The sequence below is a fragment of the Pantoea sp. CFCC18179 genome, assembly GCF_059412405.1.
In genome coordinates, this window is sequence record NZ_JBNBPM010000010.1 from 65,783 (window position 1) to 88,105 (window position 22,323).

The window sequence follows — 22,323 nt, forward strand, 5'->3', positions numbered from 1 at the left end:
CTATAATACCGCCCGTTTTCCCCTGTTGCGCCCAATGAAGCGTCGCCCGGCACTTCAAAGACGAGAGATCTTTAATGATGGAAATTCTGCGTGGTTCGCCCGCTCTGTCGGCATTTCGTGTAAACAAACTGCTGACCCGCTTTCAGGACGCTCACCTTCCAGTGAGTGATATTTACGCCGAGTACGTCCATTTTGCCGATGTCAGTGCACCGCTCAGCGCGGATGAAAAAGCCCGCCTGCAACGTCTGCTGAAATACGGTCCTTCTCTCGCCGAGCATGCGCCACAAGGGCGTCTGTTGCTGGTAACGCCGCGTCCCGGCACCATCTCTCCCTGGTCATCGAAAGCCACCGATATCGCGCACAACTGCGATTTGCCGCAAGTGTTGCGCCTTGAGCGTGGTATGGCGTTCTATGTGCAAGCCCCTGAACTGACGGAAGCGCAGTGGCAGCAACTGGCGAGCCTGCTGCACGATCGTATGATGGAAACGGTATTTGCCGACCTCAACGATGCGCAGCAACTGTTTGCCCATCATCAGCCTCAGCCGCTGAAGAGCGTTGATGTGCTGGGTGAAGGCCGCGCGGCACTGGAGCAGGCCAACCTCACCTTGGGTCTGGCGCTGGCCGATGACGAGATCGATTACCTGCTCGACGCCTTTACTAAACTGGGCCGCAATCCGAACGACATCGAGCTCTACATGTTTGCCCAGGCAAACTCCGAGCATTGTCGTCACAAGATCTTTAACGCTGACTGGATTATCGATGGCGAAAAACAGCCGAAGTCGCTGTTTAAGATGATCAAAAACACCTTCGAACATAATCCTGAGCACGTGTTGTCGGCCTACAAAGACAACGCGGCAGTGATGGAAGGTTCTGAGGTTGGCCGCTTCTACGCTGATGCGCAGAAGGGCGAATATGAGTTCCATCAGGAAGCCGCACACATCCTGATGAAAGTAGAAACCCATAACCATCCAACCGCGATTTCACCGTGGCCGGGTGCTGCGACCGGTTCCGGTGGCGAGATCCGTGACGAAGGCGCAACCGGACGTGGTGCGAAACCAAAAGCTGGTTTGGTCGGTTTCTCGGTTTCCAACCTGCGCATTCCTGGTTTTGAACAGCCTTGGGAAGAAGATTTCGGCAAACCAGAACGCATCGTTACTGCACTGGATATCATGACCGAAGGCCCATTGGGCGGCGCGGCGTTCAACAATGAATTTGGTCGTCCCGCACTGAACGGCTATTTCCGTACCTATGAAGAGCGCGTTAACAGCCATAACGGCGTTGAGTTGCGCGGCTATCACAAGCCAATCATGCTGGCGGGCGGCATCGGTAACATCCGTGGCGATCACGTGCAGAAAGGCGAGATTGTGGTTGGCGCCAAGCTGATCGTGCTTGGCGGCCCGGCGATGAATATCGGTTTGGGCGGCGGTGCAGCCTCTTCTATGGCTTCTGGCCAATCTGATGCTGACCTTGATTTTGCGTCTGTCCAGCGTGACAACCCAGAGATGGAGCGTCGCTGCCAGGAAGTGATCGACCGTTGCTGGCAACTGGGCGAAGCCAACCCGATTCTGTTCATTCACGATGTGGGCGCGGGCGGCTTGTCTAACGCGATGCCAGAACTGGTGAGCGATGGCGGCCGTGGCGGTAACTTCAATCTGCGCGACATCCTCAGCGATGAGCCAGGCATGAGCCCGCTGGAAGTGTGGTGTAACGAATCACAGGAACGTTATGTGTTGGCCGTCGCGCCGGCGCAACTGGCGCTGTTCGATGAACTGTGTAAGCGTGAGCGCGCACCGTATGCAGTGATCGGTGAAGCCACCGAAGAATTGCATCTGAATCTTGCCGACCCACATTTCGATAACAAACCTATCGATATGCCGTTGGATGTGCTGCTGGGCAAAACGCCGAAGATGACGCGTGATGTATCGCGCCAGCAAGCCAAAGGTGATGCGTTGGTACGTGATGGCATCACCGTGGCAGACGCGGTCAATCGCGTGCTGCATCTGCCGACCGTAGCAGAAAAAACCTTCTTGATCACTATTGGTGACCGTAGCGTAACCGGCATGGTGGCGCGCGATCAGATGGTCGGTCCGTGGCAGATTCCGGTGGCTAACTGCGCGGTGACTACCGCCAGCCTTGATAGCTATCATGGCGAAGCCTTCTCTCTTGGCGAACGTGCGCCAGTGGCGTTGCTCGACTTCGCGGCATCCGGTCGTTTGGCCGTCGGCGAAGCACTCACCAACATTGCTGCCACCTCGATTGGTTCACTGCAACGCATCAAGCTTTCAGCAAACTGGATGGCGGCTGCGGGGCATCCGGGCGAAGACGCTGGCCTATACGAAGCGGTAAAAGCGGTCGGCGAAGAACTGTGTCCAGCATTGGGTATCACCATTCCAGTCGGCAAAGATTCCATGTCGATGAAAACCCGCTGGCAGAACGGCACCGAACAGCGCGAGATGACTTCGCCACTGTCGTTGGTGATCACCGCCTTTGCGCGCGTTGAAGATGTCCGTCGTACCGTGACGCCACAGCTGCAAGCTGATCAAGACAACCTGTTGCTGCTGGTGGATCTGGGCAATGGCGCGAACACCTTGGGTGCGACTGCGCTGTCACAGGTTTATCGTCAATTGGGTGATAAACCTGCTGACGTACGCGATGCCGCGCAACTGGCCGGCTTCTTCAACGCCATTCAGGCGCTGGTGGCCGAGCAGAAATTGCTGGCTTACCACGACCGTTCTGACGGCGGTCTGTTAGTGACGCTGGCAGAGATGGCCTTTACCGGCCATTGCGGTATCGAAGCAGATATCGCCGCGTTGGGCAGCGATGCATTGGCCGCGTTGTTCACCGAAGAGCTGGGTGCGGTGCTGCAAATCAACGCCAGCGATCGTGCTGCGGTTGAGAAAATCTTCGCTGACCACGGTTTGAGCAGCAACGTGCATGTAATTGGTAAAGCCTTACCGGGCGATCGTTTCGTAATTCGTTCTGGCGACAGCGCGGTATACAGCGAAAGCCGTAGCACGTTGCGTACCTGGTGGGCAGAAACCACCTGGCAGATGCAGCGCCTGCGTGATAACCCAGCCTGCGCCGATCAGGAGCACGAAGCGAAGAAAAACGATAATGACCCAGGTCTCAACGTCCATCTGACCTTCAAGCCAGAAGAAGATGTGGCCGCACCGATGATCGCCACGGGCGCGCGTCCGCGTGTTGCGGTGCTGCGTGAGCAGGGCGTCAACTCACACGTAGAAATGGCAGCCGCTTTCCATCGCGCTGGTTTCACTGCGGTTGACGTGCATATGAGCGATCTGCTGGCCGGTCGTCGCGGTCTGGAAGAGTTCCAGGCGCTGGTCGCCTGCGGTGGCTTCTCTTACGGTGACGTGCTGGGCGCGGGTGAAGGTTGGGCGAAATCCATCTTGTTCAACGGCCGTGTGCGTGACGAGTTCGAAAACTTCTTCCATCGTCCACAAACGCTGGCACTTGGCGTGTGTAACGGTTGCCAGATGATGTCGAACCTGCGTGAACTGATTCCGGGCAGCGAACTGTGGCCGCGCTTTGTGCGTAACCAGTCCGAGCGTTTCGAAGCGCGTTTCAGCCTGGTAGAAGTGGCAGCAAGCCCATCGCTGCTGCTGGACGGCATGGCCGGATCGCACATGCCAATCGCCGTTTCGCACGGTGAAGGTTTTGTTGAAGTGCGTGATGGCGCGCATCTGGCGCAGTTGGAGAGTAAAGGTTTGGTCGCGCTGCGCTTCGTTGATAACTTCGGCAAAGTTACCGAAAGCTATCCTGCGAACCCGAACGGCTCACCAAACGGTATCACCGCGGTGACCAACGAAAGCGGTCGTGTGACCATCATGATGCCGCATCCAGAGCGCGTGTTCCGTACCGTGAGCAACTCGTGGCATCCGGCAGAGTGGGGCGAAGACAGCCCATGGATGCGTATCTTCCGTAACGCACGTAAGCAGTTGGGATAACCCACCTAAAAGGCCGCTAATTAGCGGCCTTTTTCTTTTTGTAGGGTCGCCATTCATGGTGACCTGAGTGATATTCAACCGATGTCGGAAATTAGCGACAATATGTCCATGAGAGTGTCGCCAAAAGGTGACATTTAACTCGTTGATTTTAATGCTAAGAAAATTCGTAATCTAAACCCGTTGCTGATCAGCGACACATTTAACTGACCGTTCGGTCTGTTTTCGCCCTAAGTGCCGCTGCCATGTAAGCATTCCTCTGATAATCCTCACTATTTATTTCCTGGCATGATCCTTGCTATACTTATTACGTGGCTCATTCGCCTGTTTATGATTGCCCCGCATTTGCGGCTGAGCTCATAAAATTAGAATGACGCACCAAACGGAGCCTGTCGTCCACCTCACCGATAATCGCTTGCTTTGCAACGTTATCAAGCATCGGACGCAACGTTGAGTTAGGCTCCACCTATTTTGCAAGCGATGCTGCGGCGTCGCTCTCACGGCAGACCAAAAGGTCTGCCGTTTTCGTTTCTGACCTTTCTTCCCTTTTGATACTTCGCTAGCATGCCAGCAGCTCACATTTAAGGAAGCGTGATTGTGAAGAAATGGCGTCTGTTCCCCCGATCCCTGCGGCAATTAGTCTTGCTGGCGTTCTTGCTGGTGCTGTTGCCGTTGCTGGTTCTGGCGTGGCAAGCGTGGGAAAGTTTGTCGGCGCTGAGTAATCAGGCGGCGGATACCAATCGCAATACCTTTACCGATGTGCGCCGCAGCGAAGCAATGGCACGCACCGCGCTGGAGCTGGAGCGCAGCTATCGACAATATTGCGTGCTCGGCGATGCTTCACTCGCAAAGCTGTATCAAACGCAGTGGGCGCGCTACGGCCAAATGCTCAACAGTCACGCCGCCAGCTTGCCTGACCTGCCTTCTTTCAAAGTACTGCAAACCACCTTGCCGCCGTTGCAGCAAATTCAATGTGATAACGGCAATCCTGTCGCCCAGGCCGCGAATGTGCTGGAGCGTTTTTCGGATACCAATACGCAAATGGTGCAGGAAACGCGTGAAGTAGTGTTCTCACGCGGCCTGCAACTGCAACGAGAAATTGCCGATCGCGGCCAATTTTTTGGCTGGCAAGCGTTGATTCTGTTCCTGATCAGCCTGGTGTTGGTGCTGCTGTTCACTGGCATGATTATCGGGCCGGTCAAGCGTGTTGAACGCATGATCAATCGGTTAGGTGAAGGCAAAGCGTTAGGCGAAAGCGGTAACTTTGGTGGCCCGCGCGAAATCCGCTCGCTGGGACAACGTATTGTCTGGCTGAGCGAACGTCTTAGCTGGCTGGAAGAGCAGCGTCACGAATTCTTGCGCCATCTCTCACATGAACTAAAAACGCCGCTGGCTAGTTTGCGCGAAGGCACCGAGTTACTGGCCGATCAGGTTGCAGGTCCGCTCAATGCCGAACAGCAGGAAGTGGTGGCGATTCTTGATACCAGCAGTCGCCACTTGCAGCGGTTGATCGAACAGTTACTGGATTACAACCGCAAGCTGGCGGATGGGCCGCTGGCGCTGAAATCGGTGGCGTTAGCCGACATCATCGATTCAGTGCTTAAAGTCCATTCATTGCCCGCGAATGCGCGTGCAATGAAAACCTACGTTGATTTGCAAGTGCATCACTGCCTGGCGGAAGCGACCTTATTGCAGCGGGTGATCGATAACCTTTACTCGAACGCCGTGAACTACGGCAGCGAATCCGGTAACATCTGGCTGCACAGCCAGCAGAAGGGCAACCAGGTGTGGATTGAGGTGGCAAACACCGGCACACCGATTCCGGCTGAAGAACAGGCGATGATTTTTGAGCCCTTTTACCAGGGCAGCCAACAGCGCAAAGGGCCGGTTAAAGGCAGCGGACTGGGCCTGAGTATCGCAAAAGATTGTCTGCGCAGGATGCACGGCGATTTGCAGTTGGTGACGCGCAAGGATGCGGATGTTTGTTTTCGTATCATTTTGACTACCAGCGCCGGGAATGCCTGATCAATGAAACTATCCCCACTCAAATTTGTGACCTGCGCGTTGATGGCGCTTGGCCTCAGTGCCTGCCAAACACCTTCACAAGATCGTGCCCAGCACGATGGTGCGAGCTTGCCAGAACCCGACATGCGTCTGGCGGATTATCTGGCGACCGATTGCCAAAACGTCTGGCAGATTGAAACGCCTGCCGCGCAGAACAACCCCCTTTATTGGCAGCGTGCGATTGATTGTGGCGAACGCTTATCGCCTGCTGAAGCACGCGCAGAGGCGCGACGCTGGCCGGTACAAGGCTGGGCGCGCGCCTTCAAACAAGGCATCTTGCTGGCCAACGGCAATATCACACCCGTGGAACGCCGCGATTACATCGCGACCTTAGACGGTTACAGTATGTCCTATCCGGCGGCGGTGCGGCCTTTATTACAGCTTTGGCGCAGTAATCAGGCGGCACAACTGGAACTCAGTGAAGCGCGTGGCCGTTACGCTGCGCTGCAGCAGAGCAATGATGCTGAGATGGATACGCTGCGTCAGCAGCAAACTGCACTGCGCCAATCGCTGGCCGATACCCAACGTAAACTGGAACGTCTTACTGACATCGAACGCCAGTTATCATCGCGTAAAGCCCCCGACAGCAGTGACACATCGCATGGTGCCAGCGATGCGCAAAGTGAGGATCAGTGACCATGAAACAGGCCGCACGCTTACTGTTGGTGGATGACGATCCGGGCTTACTCAAACTGCTTGGCATGCGCTTAAGCAGCGAAGGTTATCAGGTGGCAACCGCGGCCAGCGGACCGGAAGCCTTGCGTCATCTGCAAAAAGAGAAAGTCGATTTGGTGATCAGCGATCTGCGCATGGATGAGATGGACGGATTGGCGCTATTTGGGGAGATCCAGAAACGGCATACCGGTTTGCCGGTGATTATTCTTACCGCGCACGGTTCCATCCCGGAAGCCGTTTCCGCCACGCAGCAAGGCGTATTCAGTTTCCTGACCAAACCGGTTGATCGTGATGCGTTGTATAAGGCGATTGATGAAGCGCTGGCACAGCGTGCACCGATCAGCGATGACGCCTGGCGCGAGGCAATTGTGACGCGCAATCCGCTGATGCTGCGCTTGCTCGAGCAGTCGCATATGGTGGCGCAATCCGACGTCAGTGTGCTGATCAATGGCCAAAGCGGCACCGGTAAAGAGGTGCTGGCGCAGGCGATCCATGCTGCCAGTCCGCGCGCCGCCAAACCGTTTATTGCGATTAACTGCGGTGCGTTGCCGGAGCAACTTTTAGAATCGGAGCTGTTTGGTCACGCTAAAGGGGCGTTTACCGGCGCGGTCAGCGCACGTGAAGGGCTGTTCCAGGCAGCGGAAGGCGGCACGTTATTCCTTGATGAAATCGGCGATATGCCGCAAGCGTTGCAGGTGAAACTGCTGCGTGTATTGCAGGAGCGCAAAGTGCGTCCGCTGGGCAGCAACCGCGATCTCGATATCAATGTGCGCATTATCTCGGCGACCCATCGTGATCTGCCAAAGGCGATGGAGAAGAAGAGTTTCCGCGAAGATCTTTACTATCGTCTCAACGTGGTGAACCTGAAGATCCCTGCACTGCATGAACGCGCGGAAGATATCCCGTTATTAGCCAACCATTTATTGCGTCAGTCCGCCGATCGCCATAAACCCTTTGTGCGCAGCTTCTCGGTGGATGCGATGAAGCGTTTGGTCAGTGCCGCCTGGCCGGGCAATGTGCGGCAATTAGTCAACGTGATTGAGCAGTGTGTGGCGTTAAGCACAGCGCCGGTGATTGGTGATGCGTTAGTTGAGCAGGCATTGGCGGGTGAAAATACCGCGCTACCGACCTTCGTTGAGGCGCGTAATCAGTTTGAGCTGAATTATCTGCGCAAGCTGCTGCAAATGACCAAAGGAAATGTGACGAATGCAGCGCGTCTGGCTGGACGCAACCGTACAGAATTCTATAAGCTGCTGTCACGCCATGAGCTAGATGCCAGCGAATTTAAAGAGTAGCCTGCTGCGCCAGCGTCAGGAACACGTATACTTATAGTTATCCGTCCATCATGGAGGGAGTAAAAAAAGGATCTGTCATGAAAAAGATCGATGCAATTATTAAACCATTCAAACTCGATGATGTGCGTGAAGCGCTTGCTGAAGTCGGCATCACCGGGATGACGGTCAGTGAAGTGAAAGGCTTTGGTCGCCAAAAAGGCCACACCGAACTGTATCGCGGCGCTGAATACATGGTCGATTTTCTGCCAAAAGTGAAAATCGAAATGGTGGTAGGTGACGATATCGTCGATACCTGCGTTGAAACCATTATGAAAACCGCGCAGACCGGCAAAATTGGTGACGGTAAAATCTTCGTCTTCGACGTTGCGCGCGTGGTGCGTATTCGTACCGGTGAAGAGGACGAAGAGGCGATCTAAGCCCCTTCGCGTGTTGCCTAAAAAAGCCTGCATTGCGCAGGCTTTTTTCTTTTACAGCACTTTGTGCGGGCCAAACACTTCGTAATGAATACGATCGACGCTGACACCGGCATCAACCAACTGGCGCGCAACAAACTGCATAAACACCAGCGGGCCGCACAGCCAGAATTGGCGTTCACTCTGATTTAACGTCTCAGAAACGCTGGCTAAATCCATCAAGCCTTGCGCATCATAGCGTCCCGCATCTTCACTGTTTGGTTGGCGATACCACACGTGGCTGGCGAAGTTCGGCAACTGCGCGCCGAGAGTTTTTACTTCCTCTGCAAAGGCATGCTGCGCACCTGTTTCGGCGGCGTGTAACCAATTCACCGCGGCAGGATGTTGTTGCTCTGCCAGATTCGCCAGCATGGCGAGCATCGGGGTTTGGCCGACGCCCGCAGAGATCAGTGTAATCGGCGTTGTCGGTTGTGCTTGCAGGAAGAAATCTCCGGCTGGCGCGGCGCATTGCACAATATCACCCACTTGGGCGTTATCGTGCAGCCAATTGGACACGCTACCCAACTCTTCGCGTTTTACCGCAATGCGATAGGATTTGCCGTTCGGCTGGTGCGTTAAAGAGTATTGGCGATGTTGGATGTGCTCGCTTGCTGCAGGGTGCAGGCTAATTGCCAAATATTGGCCTGGCAGGAATGTCGCAACAGGTTGGCCGTCGTTGGGCACCAGTTCAAAGCTTTTGATTACCGCGCTTTCCTGCTTAATGGTGCGAATGCGGAAGTCTCGCGCACCGCGCCAGCCGCCATTTTTTTCTTCGGATTCGCGATAAATCGCTTCTTCGCGCTGAATAAATACATCGGCGAGTACGCCATACGCCTTGCCCCACGCGGTCAACACTTCTTCACCCGGATGCAACAGTTCATCAATGGTCGCCAGCAGATTTTCACCAACGATGGCGTACTGCTCAGGCTGGATGTTCAGGCTGGTATGCTTCTGCGCAATTTTCTCTACCGCAGGCAGCAATACCGCCAGATTTTCCAGGTTGCTGCCATAGGCAACGATGGCATTAAACAGCGCCTCACGTTGATTGCCGCTGCGCTGATTGTTCATGTTGAAGACATTCTTCAGTTCAGGGTGCTGCGTTAGCAGGCGCTGGTAAAAATGACCGGTCAGCTGCGGTCCAATCTGAGCAATCGCAGGCAGCGTGGATTTGATGGTAGCGATGGTTTGCGCGTCGAGCATAGTGACGTCCTCAAGGTGAATTTAAACATGTATTTTAAATGCATGTTATTCCCATTGCGTCTGTCTGTAAATCCCTCGATTTGTTTAGGGGTTAAGCAGAAAAGTTGGAATCTGCGCCGCAAAGCTGAAATTTTTTCCTGCTGTTTGTGAGGAAAAATCGTGATTTTTAGGCTTGCAAAAAAGCGTAAAAAACCCGTTCCAGCGCCATGCCAAACGTTTGCGCAAAAAGTGGGGGTTGGCGCTACCGTCACCTGTCAAAACCGTTTACACTGTTCGCCTTCGCCCCCTTACCGGGGCCTAAACTGCCTTTAAAAAGTTAGCTGAGTCAGGAGAGTCCGGATGTTAAAGCGTGATATGAACATTGCCGATTATGATGCCGCGTTGTGGCAGGCTATGGAGCAAGAGAAAGTGCGTCAGGAAGAGCACATTGAACTGATTGCTTCTGAAAACTACACCAGCCCACGCGTAATGCAGGCGCAAGGTTCACAGCTCACCAACAAGTATGCCGAAGGCTATCCGGGCAAGCGCTATTACGGCGGATGTGAATACGTTGATATCGTTGAGCAGTTGGCGATTGACCGTGCGAAAGAGCTGTTCGGTGCTGATTTTGCTAACGTGCAGCCGCATTCAGGCTCGCAGGCCAACTTCGCGGTCTACACCGCTTTGCTGCAACCGGGCGACACCATTTTGGGCATGAACCTGGCGCACGGTGGTCACCTGACCCACGGTTCTCCGGTTAACCTGTCTGGCAAGCTGTATAACGTGATTCCTTACGGCATCGATGAAACCGGCAAAATCAACTACGACGAACTGGCTGAACTGGCGCAAACCCACAAGCCAAAAATGATCGTCGGTGGTTTCTCTGCTTACTCTGGCGTGTGCGACTGGGCCAAAATGCGTGAAATCGCTGATAGCGTTGGCGCGTACCTGTTCGTTGACATGGCGCACGTTGCTGGTCTGATCGCTGCAGACGTTTATCCGAACCCGGTTCCACATGCCCACATCGTGACATCAACCACGCACAAAACCCTGGCGGGTCCACGTGGCGGTCTGATCCTGGCGAAAAACGGTGATGAAGAGCTTTATAAAAAACTGAACTCAGCGGTGTTCCCTGGTGGTCAGGGCGGTCCTTTGATGCACGTGATTGCTGGTAAAGCGGTAGCGTTCAAAGAAGCGATGGAGCCTGAGTTCAAAACTTATCAGCAGCAGGTTGCTAAGAACGCTAAAGCGATGGTGGAAGTTCTGCTGGAGCGCGGTTACAACATCGTTTCTGGTGGCACCTACAACCACCTGTTCCTGATTGATCTGGTGAGCAAAAACCTGACCGGTAAAGAAGCCGATGCCGCTTTGGGCCGCGCTAACATCACCGTGAACAAAAACAGCGTACCTAACGATCCGAAGAGCCCATTCGTGACCTCTGGTGTGCGTATCGGTACTCCAGCAGTAACGCGTCGTGGCTTCAAAGAAGCTCACGTGCGTGAACTGGCTGGCTGGATCGCTGACGTTCTGGACAACATCAACGACGAAGCGACCATCGAACGCACCAAGCAGAAAGTGCTGGATATTTGCAGCCGCCTGCCGGTTTACGCGTAACGTTTACGCCTGCTGATGCAGCATTAAAAAAGGATGGCGCAAGCCATCCTTTTTTTATTGCCGCTACGACATTGCTCTGACAAAGTAGCGACCACTTGTGCTGCTGAGCAGCATTTTTGCTGGAGGGATTATGGCAATCGGATCGGCCAGATGGCTGGGATTAGGCTACTTCACGTACTTCTTTTGTTACGGCATTTACCTGCCTTTTTGGAGCGTCTGGCTGAAAGGCACCGGACTCGACGCCGAAAAAATTGGCCTGCTGCTCGGTTGTGGCATGGTGGCGCGCTTTGTCGGCAGTTTACTGATTGCCTCACAGGTGAAAAATCCCTCACAGCTGATCACCGCATTGCGCCTGTTGGCGCTGATGACCTGTTTGTTCGCCATCGGATATTGGGTCGGACAACAGTGGATGTGGCTGCTGCTGGTGATGGTGGGCTTCAACCTGTTTTTCTCGCCGCTGGTTCCACTGAGTGATGCGTTAGCGGCGACCTGGACGCAGCAAATTGGTCTGGCCTACGGCCCGGTGCGCTTATGGGGATCGCTGGCGTTTGTCATCAGCTCTGCATTAACCGGCATGCTGGTCAGTGCGTTTTCGTCGCAGGCGATTTTAGTGCTGTTGTCCTTCGGTGCGATCAGCATGTTAGCCGGAATGATGCTGACGCCCGCTACGCAACCGCAGGGCAGCGAACGGCAGACATCCACCGATGGCGGCTGGCAAGCGTGGCGCGTTTTATTGCGCGAAAACGCGGTATGGCGCTTTATGGTCTGCGTGACGTTGTTGCAAGGCGCGCACGCGGCATACTACAGTTTCAGCGCCATTTGGTGGCAAGAAAGCGGCTACTCCGCATCGATAGTTGGCTATCTATGGTCATTGGGCGTGGTGGCTGAAATCATCGTGTTTGCCCTCAGTAGCCGACTGTTCCGCCGCTGGAGCGCGCGCGATCTGCTGTTGCTCTCTGGCGTGTGTGCGATTGTGCGCTGGACGCTACTGGGATCAAGCACCGCATTACCACTGTTAATCGTGGCGCAGATTCTGCACTGCGGCAGTTTTACCGTCTGCCATTTGGCGGCGATGCGGTTTATCGCGGCACGCAAAGGTGCGGAAGTGATTCGCCTGCAATCGCTTTACTCGGCGTTGGCGATGGGCGGCGGGATTGCAGTGATGACGATGATCTGCGGCGTGCTGTTCGCTCATCTACAAGGCCATCTGTTCTGGGTGATGGCTTGCGTCGCACTGCCAGCTTTGTTCCTGCGACCCCGCGCGGCTTAAGTTTCTAGCAATTGGCGAATACGCTGCTGCTGATGGTGACTCAGCGGCAGCTCCGCGTGAATCAGCGGTGGCGAGAATAGTGGCAATGAAATCGCATATGGCGTAATCACCAGCGCGATATCTCGCGGCGCGCCTTCACGCTGGAAGTGCAAAACGTCCTGATAAGAGATGTTGATCGGCAACAGCGTCATTTCGCGCAGTTGCTGCTCCAGCAACTGTTCCAGCGCAGCATCTGCGCCGGTCAGCAGCAGAACCTGCTTTTCCTGCAATGCGCTCTCCTGCATCAGCCAGGCACCAAACAGCACCGCCACCAAACTCACTTCTTCGCTACTGAAACGTGTCGCAAACTCGCGGCTGAAATGTTCCAGCGCGCGTTCGGTGGTGCGCAGCAAACGTGGATAAAGTCGCGCCACATCCAGCGCCACGCTGTTATCAATACCAATAGAAAAATGGCTGCGATCCAACGCCTGCGCCAAATGGGTGAATAGCTGCTGAGTCAGCTCATGGCGATTTTTGAATTGCGTCTGCGCCAATTGTTCAAAGTGGCTAATCAACGCCTCCACCGACTGCATCAGCTTTACCGCTTGCGGATGATCAAGTTGCGTAGCATCCGGCGCATGAATCAGGCTGAACAGCAGCGTCCAGAAATCGGTCTCGCTGACATCGGGCGCTAAATGGCAACGTTTCTGCCAATGGTGAATCACGTCATCCGCCGCGCCACGCTCGAATTTTTCCGCTAACCAGCTGCGTTGATCAGCATTGAAAAGGGCATTTTGCCGCTGACACAGTGCGTATTTCATGAAGATTTGCAGAAACAGGCGATCGCGGGGCGTGAAGTCGCGCGCCAGCCGCAGGCTACAGTGCTGAATCAACGCTTGCAGGTTGGTTTCATCCCACAACGCTTTCTCGATTTTCAGCACTTTCAACCGTTGACGCAGTACCGGCGCAAAATGCTCGCAGACAAAATCCTGCGACAAGCGCAGTGCGCGTCGCAGCCAATGGATCAGGCATAGCCGCCTGTCCAGTTCCGTCCCATGAATGCGGAAGCTGCCATCCACCATCTGATGCAGTTCCAGTTGGTAGTAACGCTGTATCTCCTCTCCCACATCCGCGATATCCTGTCGGGCAACAACAGGCGCCACACCATTTAACTGGCAGAGCTTTTCAAGCGTCAACGCGGGAGCGGGCAGAAATAGCAGCAGTAACAAATGACAGCGACGCTGAGAACGGCTGAAGAGTGGTGCAGAAGAAGTTGCAGAACTCATCAAGGGTTTATCCGCAGGTCATTTTTGAGCTAAGAATAGCTAACTCCTTGCGGTAACCTTGCACTTTGTCGTGACTTTTGTTCAGAGCTTTAGGGCGGGTCACAATTTTTTTGGACCACTCTACACTTCACTTTAAAATTGTTACTTTATAACACATGAAAATTGCACTCATTACCATTACGCTGTTGTTCAGCACGGCAGCCTGGTCACATCCGCACAGCTTTATTGATATGAAAACCGAGTTCATCAGTGAAAATGACCATTTAAGCGGCATGAAAATGGTCTGGACCATGGATGAAATTACCTCGGCCGATCTGCTCTACGATGCGGGCAAAGCCAAGCCGGGCGATGTGGTATGGAAAAAGCTGGCGGCACAAGTGATGGCGAACGTAATGGGGCAGCACTATTTCACCGAAGTGTGGCAGGACAAAAATCGGGTGAAGTTCCTCAATCTGCCGAAAGAGTACAACCTGTCGCGCAGCGGCAACAAAGCGGTGCTGGAATTTATCGTGCCGCTCGGCGAGCCGCAGTCATTGAGCGCTAAGCAGTACCGAATTCAAACCTTTGATACGAGCTATTTCGTGGATATGTATTACGACAACCCGCAGGCATTGACCATGGATGACAGCGTGAAAGCGCATTGCCAAATCGATCTGCACACGCCCAAGCCGGATGATTCGCTCAAGCAATATGCGCTCTCACTGGATAAAGCTGATGCGCCGCCGGAAGAAATGGATCTCGGCCAGCAATTCGCTCAAACGGTTACGCTGACATGTCATTAAATTCCCTTCCTGCCGTTTCACGTCGTTTATGGCCGTTGTGGCTGATGGCGGCGTTGCTGCTGCTGGCTGGCGTATTGCTGTGGCAGCATTGGTCGCAGATTTTGCTGCAAAGCGTGTTATGGCAAAAAGTCCTGAATCGCGAGATGACGCAACTGCTGCAGCAAGTCGCCGAACAACCACACCAGGCGGGCGTGACGTTGATGCTGTTCAGTCTGGCATATGGCGTGTTGCACGCGCTGGGGCCGGGACATGGCAAAGTGGTGATCAGTACTTTTCTCGCCACACATCCGGCCAAATTGAAAACCAGTATGAAACTGACGTTGCTGGCGGCGCTGCTGCAAGGTGGCGTGGCGATTGGATTGGTCACCGTGATGTTGGTGATATTGCAAACCTCGTCACGCCAGATGCATCTCGGCAGCTATTGGCTGGAGAAGGGCAGTTATCTGCTGGTGATGGCGCTGGGATGTTGGGTCGGTTGGCGAGCATTACGTACCTTGCGCCAATTATTGCGTCCCGCGCCAAAGATGCAGATTCATGCGCTTCGCCCGCATTATCAGCACGACGAACATTGCGGCTGCGGCCATGCGCATCTGCCGAGTGTCGCGCAAATGGATCAAGCCGTCAGTGGCAAAACTCAGGCGCTGGTGGTGTTCTCGATGGGACTGCGCCCTTGTTCTGGCGCGATCATGATGCTGCTGTTTGCCAAGGTGATTGGCGTGTATGCGTGGGGCGTAGCGTCGGCGGTAGCGATGGCGATCGGCACGGCGTTGACGGTTTCGGCCATGGGCTTACTGGTACAACGCTCGCGCCGGCTGGCGGAAAAACTCGGCGCAGGCAATGGCAATTCACTGCGGGTGAAAATGCTGATGTCGTTGCTGGCGTTAGCCGGTGGTGCGTTGTTGGTACTGGCGGGAATGGTGCTGTGGCAAGCCGCGCGTCCGATGATGAGCAGCGGGTTGAGACCGTTTTAAGACGAAAAAAAAGGCGGATATCACATCCGCCTTTTTCATGCTTAGCGCTTCAGCGCTTCGCTCAATTCTTCGCGCATGGTTGCCAGCATCGCTTTCACTACGCGTGGGTTACCGGCAACGATGTTACCTGACATCACGTAGCCGTGGTTGCCGGTGAAGTCAGTTACCAGACCGCCCGCTTCACGCACCAGCAGTTCGCCAGCCGCAAAATCCCAAGGCTTCAAACCAATCTCGAAGAAACCATCAACGCGGCCCGCAGCGGTGTAAGCCAGATCCAGCGCAGCTGAACCGGTGCGACGGAAGTCTGCACACTGAGTGAACAGTTTGCCAACGATGTTGATGTAAGGGGTTGCGTGCTGTTTAAGCTTGAACGGGAAACCGGTCGCCAGAATGGTGCCATCCAGATCGCGAGCAGTGCTGCCGCGCAGACGATAGCCATTCAGCTGTGCGCCCTGACCGCGTACCGCGGTGAACAGTTCGTTGCGCATTGGATCGTAAACCACAGCGACTTCGGTGCGGCCTTTGATGCGCACAGCGATAGAAACTGAGAAGTGTGGCAGACGTTTGATGAAGTTGGTGGTGCCATCCAGCGGATCGATTACCCATTGAATGTCCTGATCTTCGCCCGCCAGTTCACCGCTTTCTTCGGTGATGATGGTGTGTTTCGGGTACGATTTACGAATTACTTCGATAATCAGACGTTCTGCGTCACGGTCAACATTGGTAACGAAGTCGTTGCTGCCTTTCTGGCTAGCTTCAACTGCGTCCGGGGTTTCATAATTCTTGGCAATTAAATTTCCGGCCTTGCGCGCTGCGCGCACGGCGATGTTGAGCATCGGATGCATCGGTATCTCTCGCTGGATGTTAAAGAACGGGGAAAACGGCGCGGAGTATATCAGTGTGTTCAGCAAATGTCCTCTTTTTATGTTAGGATGCGCGCCATCATTTCCTGACCGCCTCTAATTATGCTGCAAAATATCCGAATCGTACTGGTAGAAACTTCGCACACCGGCAACATGGGTTCTGTCGCGCGCGCCATGAAAACCATGGGCTTAACCAACCTCTATTTGGTGAACCCGCTGGTGAAACCTGATTCTCAGGCTATCTCGCTCGCTGCCGGTGCCAGCGATGTGATCGGTAATGCGCGCATTGTCGATACCATGGATGAAGCCATCGCCGGATGCAGTCTGGTGGTTGGTACCAGCGCACGTTCGCGTTCGCTGCCTTGGCCAATGCTCAATTCACGTGAATGTGGCGTGAAAAGCGTGGAAGAGGGCCAGCAAGCTCCGGTGGCACTGGTGTTTGGTCGCGAACGTGTTGGCCTGACCAACGAAGAGTTGCAGAAGTGTCATTATCACGTGGCGATTCAAGCCAATCCAGAATACAGCTCGCTGAACCTGGCGATGGCAGTACAGATCATCGCTTATGAAGTGCGCATGGCATGGCTGGATGCGCAAGAGAAAGCCGCGCCAACCGCCGAACCTGAAGAGTCGCCGTATCCGCTGGTGGACGATCTGGAGCGCTTCTATCAGCATATCGAGCTGATGATGCTGAACAGCGGCTTTATCCGCGAAGGCACGCCGAGCCAGGTGATGAGCAAATTGCGTCGTTTATATACGCGTGCACGTCCAGAGCGTGATGAACTCAACATCCTGCGCGGCATGATGGCTTCGTTCGAAAAGCGCAAAGGTAATGGGGATAATAGTTGAGTAAAACGCTTGGTTAAATAGTTGAGCAAATTACTCGGTTAAATAGTTGACCGTTTTACTCAGGAATGTCAGACTGCATGCAATTCATCAGATAACCCGCCGATAACCGGACGGACGCTTACGAGGTTGTATGCTATGAGACTGACATCCAAAGGACGTTATGCCGTAACCGCTATGCTGGACGTTGCACTGCACTCGAATGAGGGCCCGGTGCCGCTGGCTGACATTTCTGAGCGTCAGGGCATTTCGCTCTCCTATCTGGAGCAGTTATTCTCGCGTCTGCGTAAGCACGGCTTAGTGGCCAGCGTGCGTGGTCCAGGTGGCGGTTATCTGTTAGGCAAAGAATCCAGCGCGATTGCAGTGGGCGCGGTTATTACCGCCGTTGACGAATCTGTCGACGCTACCAAATGCCAAGGCAAAGAAGGCTGCCAGGGCGGCGAGCGTTGCCTAACTCACGTCTTGTGGCGTGATCTGAGCGAGCGCATCAGCGACTTCCTCAATAACATCACGTTGGCGGAACTGGTCAACAATCAAGAAATCCTCGAAGTCGCCGATCGTCAGAACACTGTCGATAACCGTCGCTTCCAGCAGCATCGTGTGCAAGAAACCATCAACGTTAATCTGCGCGCTTAATCTGTTCTCCTTCGGCCTTTCCTGTTCATACGGGAAAGGTCGAATGTGCTATAAAGACGTATGATTTTTTATACGGAGTTGTAGCGCAATGAAATTACCGATTTACCTGGATTACGCGGCCACCACGCCTGCCGATCCGCGTGTCGCCACCAAAATGATGCAATGCCTCACCTTGGATGGCACCTTCGGTAACCCCGCTTCCCGTTCTCACCGTTTTGGCTGGCAGGCTGAAGAAGCCGTTGATGTCGCTCGCAATCAAATTGCTGAGCTGGTCAATGCCGATCCGCGTGAAATTGTTTTTACCTCCGGCGCCACCGAAGCTGATAACCTGGCAATCAAAGGTGCAGCCCAATTCCATCAGGCGCGCGGCAAACACATCATCACCAGCCAAACCGAACACAAAGCGGTGCTCGACAGTTGCTTGCAGCTGGAGCGCGAAGGCTTTGATGTCACCTTTTTACAGCCTGGCAGCGACGGCATTGTCACGCCGCAGATGCTGGAATCCGCTTTGCGTGATGACACTGTGCTGGTGTCGCTGATGCACGTCAACAATGAAACCGGTGTGATTCAGGACATCGCCGCACTTGGCGCGCTGTGTCGTGCGCGCGACATTTTGTTTCACGTCGATGCCACGCAAAGCGTCGGCAAATTGCCGCTTGATGTCAGCACGATACCAGTGGATTTGATGTCGTTTTCGGCGCACAAACTTTATGGCCCGAAAGGCATTGGCGCGCTGTGGGTGCGTCGCAAACCAAAACTGCAAATTGATGCACAGATGCATGGCGGCGGGCACGAACGCGGCATGCGTTCTGGTACCTTGCCGGTTCATCAGATCGTCGGCATGGGCGAAGCCTATCGCATCGCACGTGAAGAGATGAGCACGGAAATGGCGCGTCTGGCTGAACTGCGCTTGCGTCTGTGGCAGGGCATCAATAAATTAGGCCAGGTAAATCTCAACGGTTCGCTGGAGCAGGGCGCACCGAACATCCTGAATATCAGTTTTGCCCAGGTCGATGGCGAATCACTGATCATGGCGCTGAAAGATTTGGCGCTGTCGTCTGGTTCGGCTTGTACCTCGGCAAGCCTCGAACCCTCTTATGTATTGCGCGCGATGGGCGTTGAGCAGGAACTGGCACACAGTTCGCTGCGTTTCTCACTCGGACGCTTCACCACAGCAGAGGAAATTGACTACGCTATTGAGCTGGTTAACAAAGCGGTAACGCGTTTGCGCGCTTTATCGCCTGCGACCCGCTAAATCTTGCACCCCTTGCGCCGGTTCTGGCGCAAGGTGACACCTAACGCAAACGGAGCCACGCGATGACAACACAACCGATGACAATTACGCTCAGCTCCCAGGCCGCCGATGCGCGCTGGGGTGAGAAAGCGTTGCTGAGCAGCAATGACAGTGGCATGACCGTTCACCTGACTGGCGCTGATGCGCTGATGAGCATCCAGCGTGCGGGGCGTAAGCTGGACGGCCAGGGCATTCGCCATGTGGCATTAAGCGGCGAAGGCTGGGATTTGGAAAAATGCTGGGCATTCTGGCAAGGCTATCGCAGCCCGAAAGGCCAGCGCCAGGTGGAATGGCCAGAACTGAATGAAGCCGATCAAGCCGAATTTGATCGTCGTTTGAAGATCGTCGATTGGGTGCGCGACACCATCAACTTGCCGGCTGAAGATCTTAGCCCAGAGCAGCTGGCGCACAACGCGGTGGATCTGATCAACGAAGTGGGCGGCAAAGCGGTGAGCTATCGCATCACTAAAGGTGAAGATCTGCGCGAGCAAGGTTATGCCGGTATTCACACGGTTGGTCGTGGTTCTTCACGCGTTCCGGTATTTTTGGCGCTGGATTTCAATCCAACCGGTGACGAAAATGCGCCGGTTTATGCCTGCCTTGTAGGCAAAGGCATCACCTTTGATACCGGCGGTTACAGCCTGAAGCAGAGCGCCTTTATGGACTCGATGAAGTCCGACATGGGCGGCGCGGCGACCTTAACCGGCGCATTGGCGCTGGCGATTTCGCGCGGCCTCAACAAGCGCGTAAAACTGTTCCTGTGCTGCGCCGACAACATGGTCAGCGGTAACGCGTTCCGTCTCGGTGACATCATTCGCTATCGCAACGGCAAAACCGTTGAAGTGATGAATACCGATGCCGAAGGCCGTTTAGTGCTGGCTGATGGTTTGATCGATGCCAGCGAACAGAATCCAGAATTGCTGATTGATGCCGCCACCTTAACCGGTGCAGCGAAAACCGCGTTGGGCAACGATTACCACGCACTGTTTACCTTTGATGATGTGCTGGCAGAATCGCTGTTGGGCAGTGCAACCGGTGAAAACGAAGCTTTCTGGCGCTTGCCGCTGGCCGAGTTCCATCGCAGCCATTTGCCATCCAACTTCGCCGATTTGAACAATATTGCCAGCCCGTCGCACCCCGCCGGTGCCAGCAGCGCAGCAGCGTTCCTGTCGCATTTCGTTAGCAAATATCAGCAAGGCTGGCTGCACATTGACTGTTCAGCCACCTATCGCAAAGGCGCGGTCGATCAGTGGTCAGCTGGCGCAACCGGTTTGGGTGTGCGCACAGTTGCCAATCTGTTACTGAAATAATCCTCATCACGGCAGGCGTCGGCCTGCCACTTTTTGGAAGTGATAAATGAGTAACCGTCTTGAAGAGGTGCTGAAACTGGCCGCCACTGAGCCTGCGCACCGTCCGGAATTTTTCCAACTGCTGCTGGAAGCCGATGTTTGGGTGCCAGGCGAAAGTCCTGCTGAACAGTTTGATGCCACTTCGCCAGTGGAATTGCAGCATTGGGAAAAAGAGGGCGGCGGCAGCGTGATTCCGTTCTTCACATCAGAAGAAGCGATGGGCGAGGCGATCAAAGATGAACAGCCTTATCTGCGCATGCCGGTGCGTACGCTGTTTGAAATCACTCAGGGCGAAACGCTGTTCCTCAATCCGAAATTGCCTGCAGGCAAAGAGTTTTCGCCGGGTGAAATTGCCCATTTGATCGGCGAAGAGGGCAGCGCGCTGAGTCAGCAAACCGTGCTGGAAGGCGGCCAGGCGCTGCTGTTGTCTGAAGTGGCTGAACCGCCTGCGCAGATGGTTGATTCGCTCACTCAGCTGTTTGCTAAATACAAACAGGTGCGTCGCGCTTATATCGCCAGCATTCGTGAAAATGCCAATGAAGAACCGAACCTGCTGATTGGCATTGAAGCGGACAGTGATATTGATGAGATCATTCAGGCGGCAGGTGGGGTTGCTACGGATACGCTGGAGGATGACGCGCCAATTGATATCTGTGAAGTAGTGAATGAGGATCGCGGCGTTAGCCATTTCTTCACCGCCCACATCACGCCATTCTACGAACGTCGCTGGGGCAGTTTCCTGCGCGATTTCAAAGGCAGTCAGCGGATTATTTAATCAAAAAACGGTCGCCTTGTTTGGCGACCGTTTCGTTCATCCCGCGTAACTTATGGTTTCTCAATTGGCAAATCGTCGCGGCTGCCCCATTCGCCCCACGAACCGTCGTACAGCGTCACATCACGCACGCCTAGCGACGTCAAGGCCAGAATCACCACTACGGCCGTTACGCCAGAACCGCAACTTGCCACGATCGGCTGATCCAATTTCACGCCCGCTTGTGCAAACAGATCACGCAATTCTGCTGCCGGTTTGAGTTCACCGTTCACCACCAAACTGTTCCACGGCACGTTGAGACTGTGCGGGATATGCCCGCGTAATAAGCCGGGACGCGGTTCATCCACTTCGGCGTTGAAACGGTTGGCGGCACGCGCATCCACGATCTGCGCGCCACCTTCGTGGCTGATCAACAAGACATCGTTAAGACGTTTAACCTGCGTGTGATCATAGCTGGCTTCAAATTCGCCTTCTGGCAGGCTAACGGGGCCAGTTTCGGTATCAAAACCTGCGGCTTTCCAACCTTGCAATCCACCGGCCAAAATCGACACATTTGCACAACCGAAGGCGCGCAGCATCCACCATGCGCGTGGTGCTGAGAACAAATTGCCTTCGTCATAGACCACCAGATGTTTATCCTGATTCACACCCAGTTCGCGCATCGCCACAGCGAAAGATTCTGCACGCGGCATCATGTGTGGGTAGGGGCTGGTGTGGTCAGACAAGGCTTCGATGTCGAAGAACGGCGCATTGGGCAGATGACCCGCCAGATATTCTGCCTTTATATCGCGCATCGTTTCCTGACCCGGCGGCAACATCCGCGCATCTAAAACTTGCAACGTTTCTTCGTTGTAATGTTCATTCAACCATTCAGCGGACACAAACATGGCTGTCATAGCAACCTCTTCTCAGCAAACGGGAAACGTCCAGTGTCCGGGAATGTGAACGCTATCTCAAGGGCATGATTGCTAAAGTTGGTGGCTTGAGGTGAAATTGCGCAACTTAGCACTTCAATACTCTAAATCTGGGACTGGTGA

General features: G+C 54.5%; 18 protein-coding genes. 14 read left to right on the forward strand and 4 right to left on the reverse strand.

Annotation, left to right across the window (positions count from 1 at the left end):
• Positions 1-74 precede the first annotated feature (74 nt).
• From purL to glnB, 5 genes are all read left to right on the forward strand, one after another.
• On the forward strand, positions 75-3,965 hold the full coding sequence (gene purL / locus ACPUC7_RS18040) for a phosphoribosylformylglycinamidine synthase (protein WP_494923935.1): 3,891 nt from the start codon (positions 75-77) through the stop codon (positions 3,963-3,965).
• Between the two features lie 594 nt (positions 3,966-4,559).
• Positions 4,560-5,987 (forward strand): sensor histidine kinase, encoded by a 1,428-nt coding sequence (locus ACPUC7_RS18045; RefSeq protein WP_494923936.1) that lies wholly within the window; start codon positions 4,560-4,562, stop codon positions 5,985-5,987.
• Positions 5,988-5,990: 3 nt separating this feature from the next.
• Positions 5,991-6,662, forward strand: a complete 672-nt coding sequence (gene qseG / locus ACPUC7_RS18050; RefSeq protein WP_494923937.1) for a two-component system QseEF-associated lipoprotein QseG — start codon at positions 5,991-5,993, stop codon at positions 6,660-6,662.
• Positions 6,663-6,664: 2 nt separating this feature from the next.
• Complete coding sequence (gene glrR, locus ACPUC7_RS18055) at positions 6,665-7,996, forward strand: two-component system response regulator GlrR (RefSeq protein WP_494923938.1); 1,332 nt, start codon at positions 6,665-6,667, stop codon at positions 7,994-7,996.
• A 77-nt stretch (positions 7,997-8,073) separates the two neighbouring features.
• Positions 8,074-8,412 (forward strand): nitrogen regulatory protein P-II, encoded by a 339-nt coding sequence (glnB, locus tag ACPUC7_RS18060; protein ID WP_007886217.1) that lies wholly within the window; start codon positions 8,074-8,076, stop codon positions 8,410-8,412.
• A 51-nt stretch (positions 8,413-8,463) separates the two neighbouring features.
• Here the strand turns inward: glnB and hmpA are convergent, their stop codons facing one another.
• A complete protein-coding gene (hmpA, locus tag ACPUC7_RS18065) occupies positions 8,464-9,648 on the reverse strand; it encodes an NO-inducible flavohemoprotein (RefSeq protein ID WP_494923939.1) in 1,185 nt (394 codons plus the stop codon).
• A 339-nt stretch (positions 9,649-9,987) separates the two neighbouring features.
• On the opposite strand from hmpA, the gene glyA reads away from it, so the two are divergent.
• A complete protein-coding gene (gene glyA, locus ACPUC7_RS18070) occupies positions 9,988-11,241 on the forward strand; it encodes a serine hydroxymethyltransferase (RefSeq protein WP_494923940.1) in 1,254 nt (417 codons plus the stop codon).
• A 130-nt stretch (positions 11,242-11,371) separates the two neighbouring features.
• Positions 11,372-12,511, forward strand: a complete 1,140-nt coding sequence (locus ACPUC7_RS18075) for a 3-phenylpropionate MFS transporter (RefSeq protein WP_494923941.1) — start codon at positions 11,372-11,374, stop codon at positions 12,509-12,511.
• On the opposite strand, the gene csiE is transcribed toward ACPUC7_RS18075, so the two are convergent.
• Positions 12,508-13,776, reverse strand: coding sequence for a stationary phase inducible protein CsiE (gene csiE / locus ACPUC7_RS18080; RefSeq protein ID WP_494923942.1), 1,269 nt, complete (start codon positions 13,774-13,776; stop codon positions 12,508-12,510). The genes ACPUC7_RS18075 and csiE overlap by 4 nt on opposite strands.
• Positions 13,777-13,931: 155 nt before the next feature.
• Between csiE and ACPUC7_RS18085 the strand changes: the two genes are divergently transcribed.
• A complete protein-coding gene (locus tag ACPUC7_RS18085; RefSeq protein WP_494923943.1) occupies positions 13,932-14,558 on the forward strand; it encodes a DUF1007 family protein in 627 nt (208 codons plus the stop codon).
• Positions 14,549-15,529, forward strand: coding sequence for a nickel/cobalt transporter (locus ACPUC7_RS18090; protein ID WP_494923944.1), 981 nt, complete (start codon positions 14,549-14,551; stop codon positions 15,527-15,529). Before ACPUC7_RS18085 ends, ACPUC7_RS18090 begins: the two co-directional genes overlap by 10 nt.
• Positions 15,530-15,570: 41 nt before the next feature.
• On the opposite strand, the gene suhB is transcribed toward ACPUC7_RS18090, so the two are convergent.
• Positions 15,571-16,374, reverse strand: coding sequence for an inositol-1-monophosphatase (gene suhB, locus ACPUC7_RS18095; RefSeq protein WP_494923945.1), 804 nt, complete (start codon positions 16,372-16,374; stop codon positions 15,571-15,573).
• A 120-nt stretch (positions 16,375-16,494) separates the two neighbouring features.
• On the opposite strand from suhB, the gene trmJ reads away from it, so the two are divergent.
• The 5 genes from trmJ (at position 16,495) to sseB (ending at position 21,289) form a co-directional block, all read left to right on the forward strand.
• Entirely contained in the window at positions 16,495-17,238 is a 744-nt protein-coding gene (gene trmJ, locus ACPUC7_RS18100; protein ID WP_494923946.1) for a tRNA (cytosine(32)/uridine(32)-2'-O)-methyltransferase TrmJ, read from the forward strand.
• 135 nt (positions 17,239-17,373) lie between these two features.
• Positions 17,374-17,871, forward strand: a complete 498-nt coding sequence (gene iscR, locus ACPUC7_RS18105) for a Fe-S cluster assembly transcriptional regulator IscR (RefSeq protein ID WP_343554276.1) — start codon at positions 17,374-17,376, stop codon at positions 17,869-17,871.
• An 88-nt stretch (positions 17,872-17,959) separates the two neighbouring features.
• On the forward strand, positions 17,960-19,126 hold the full coding sequence (locus ACPUC7_RS18110; RefSeq protein WP_494923947.1) for an IscS subfamily cysteine desulfurase: 1,167 nt from the start codon (positions 17,960-17,962) through the stop codon (positions 19,124-19,126).
• 62 nt (positions 19,127-19,188) lie between these two features.
• Positions 19,189-20,475 (forward strand): aminopeptidase PepB, encoded by a 1,287-nt coding sequence (gene pepB / locus ACPUC7_RS18115; RefSeq protein ID WP_494923948.1) that lies wholly within the window; start codon positions 19,189-19,191, stop codon positions 20,473-20,475.
• Between the two features lie 46 nt (positions 20,476-20,521).
• Complete coding sequence (sseB, locus tag ACPUC7_RS18120; protein ID WP_494923949.1) at positions 20,522-21,289, forward strand: enhanced serine sensitivity protein SseB; 768 nt, start codon at positions 20,522-20,524, stop codon at positions 21,287-21,289.
• 50 nt (positions 21,290-21,339) lie between these two features.
• Here sseB and sseA read toward each other — a convergent pair whose 3' ends face one another.
• Entirely contained in the window at positions 21,340-22,182 is an 843-nt protein-coding gene (sseA, locus tag ACPUC7_RS18125; protein WP_494923950.1) for a 3-mercaptopyruvate sulfurtransferase, read from the reverse strand.
• Positions 22,183-22,323: the final 141 nt, after the last annotated feature.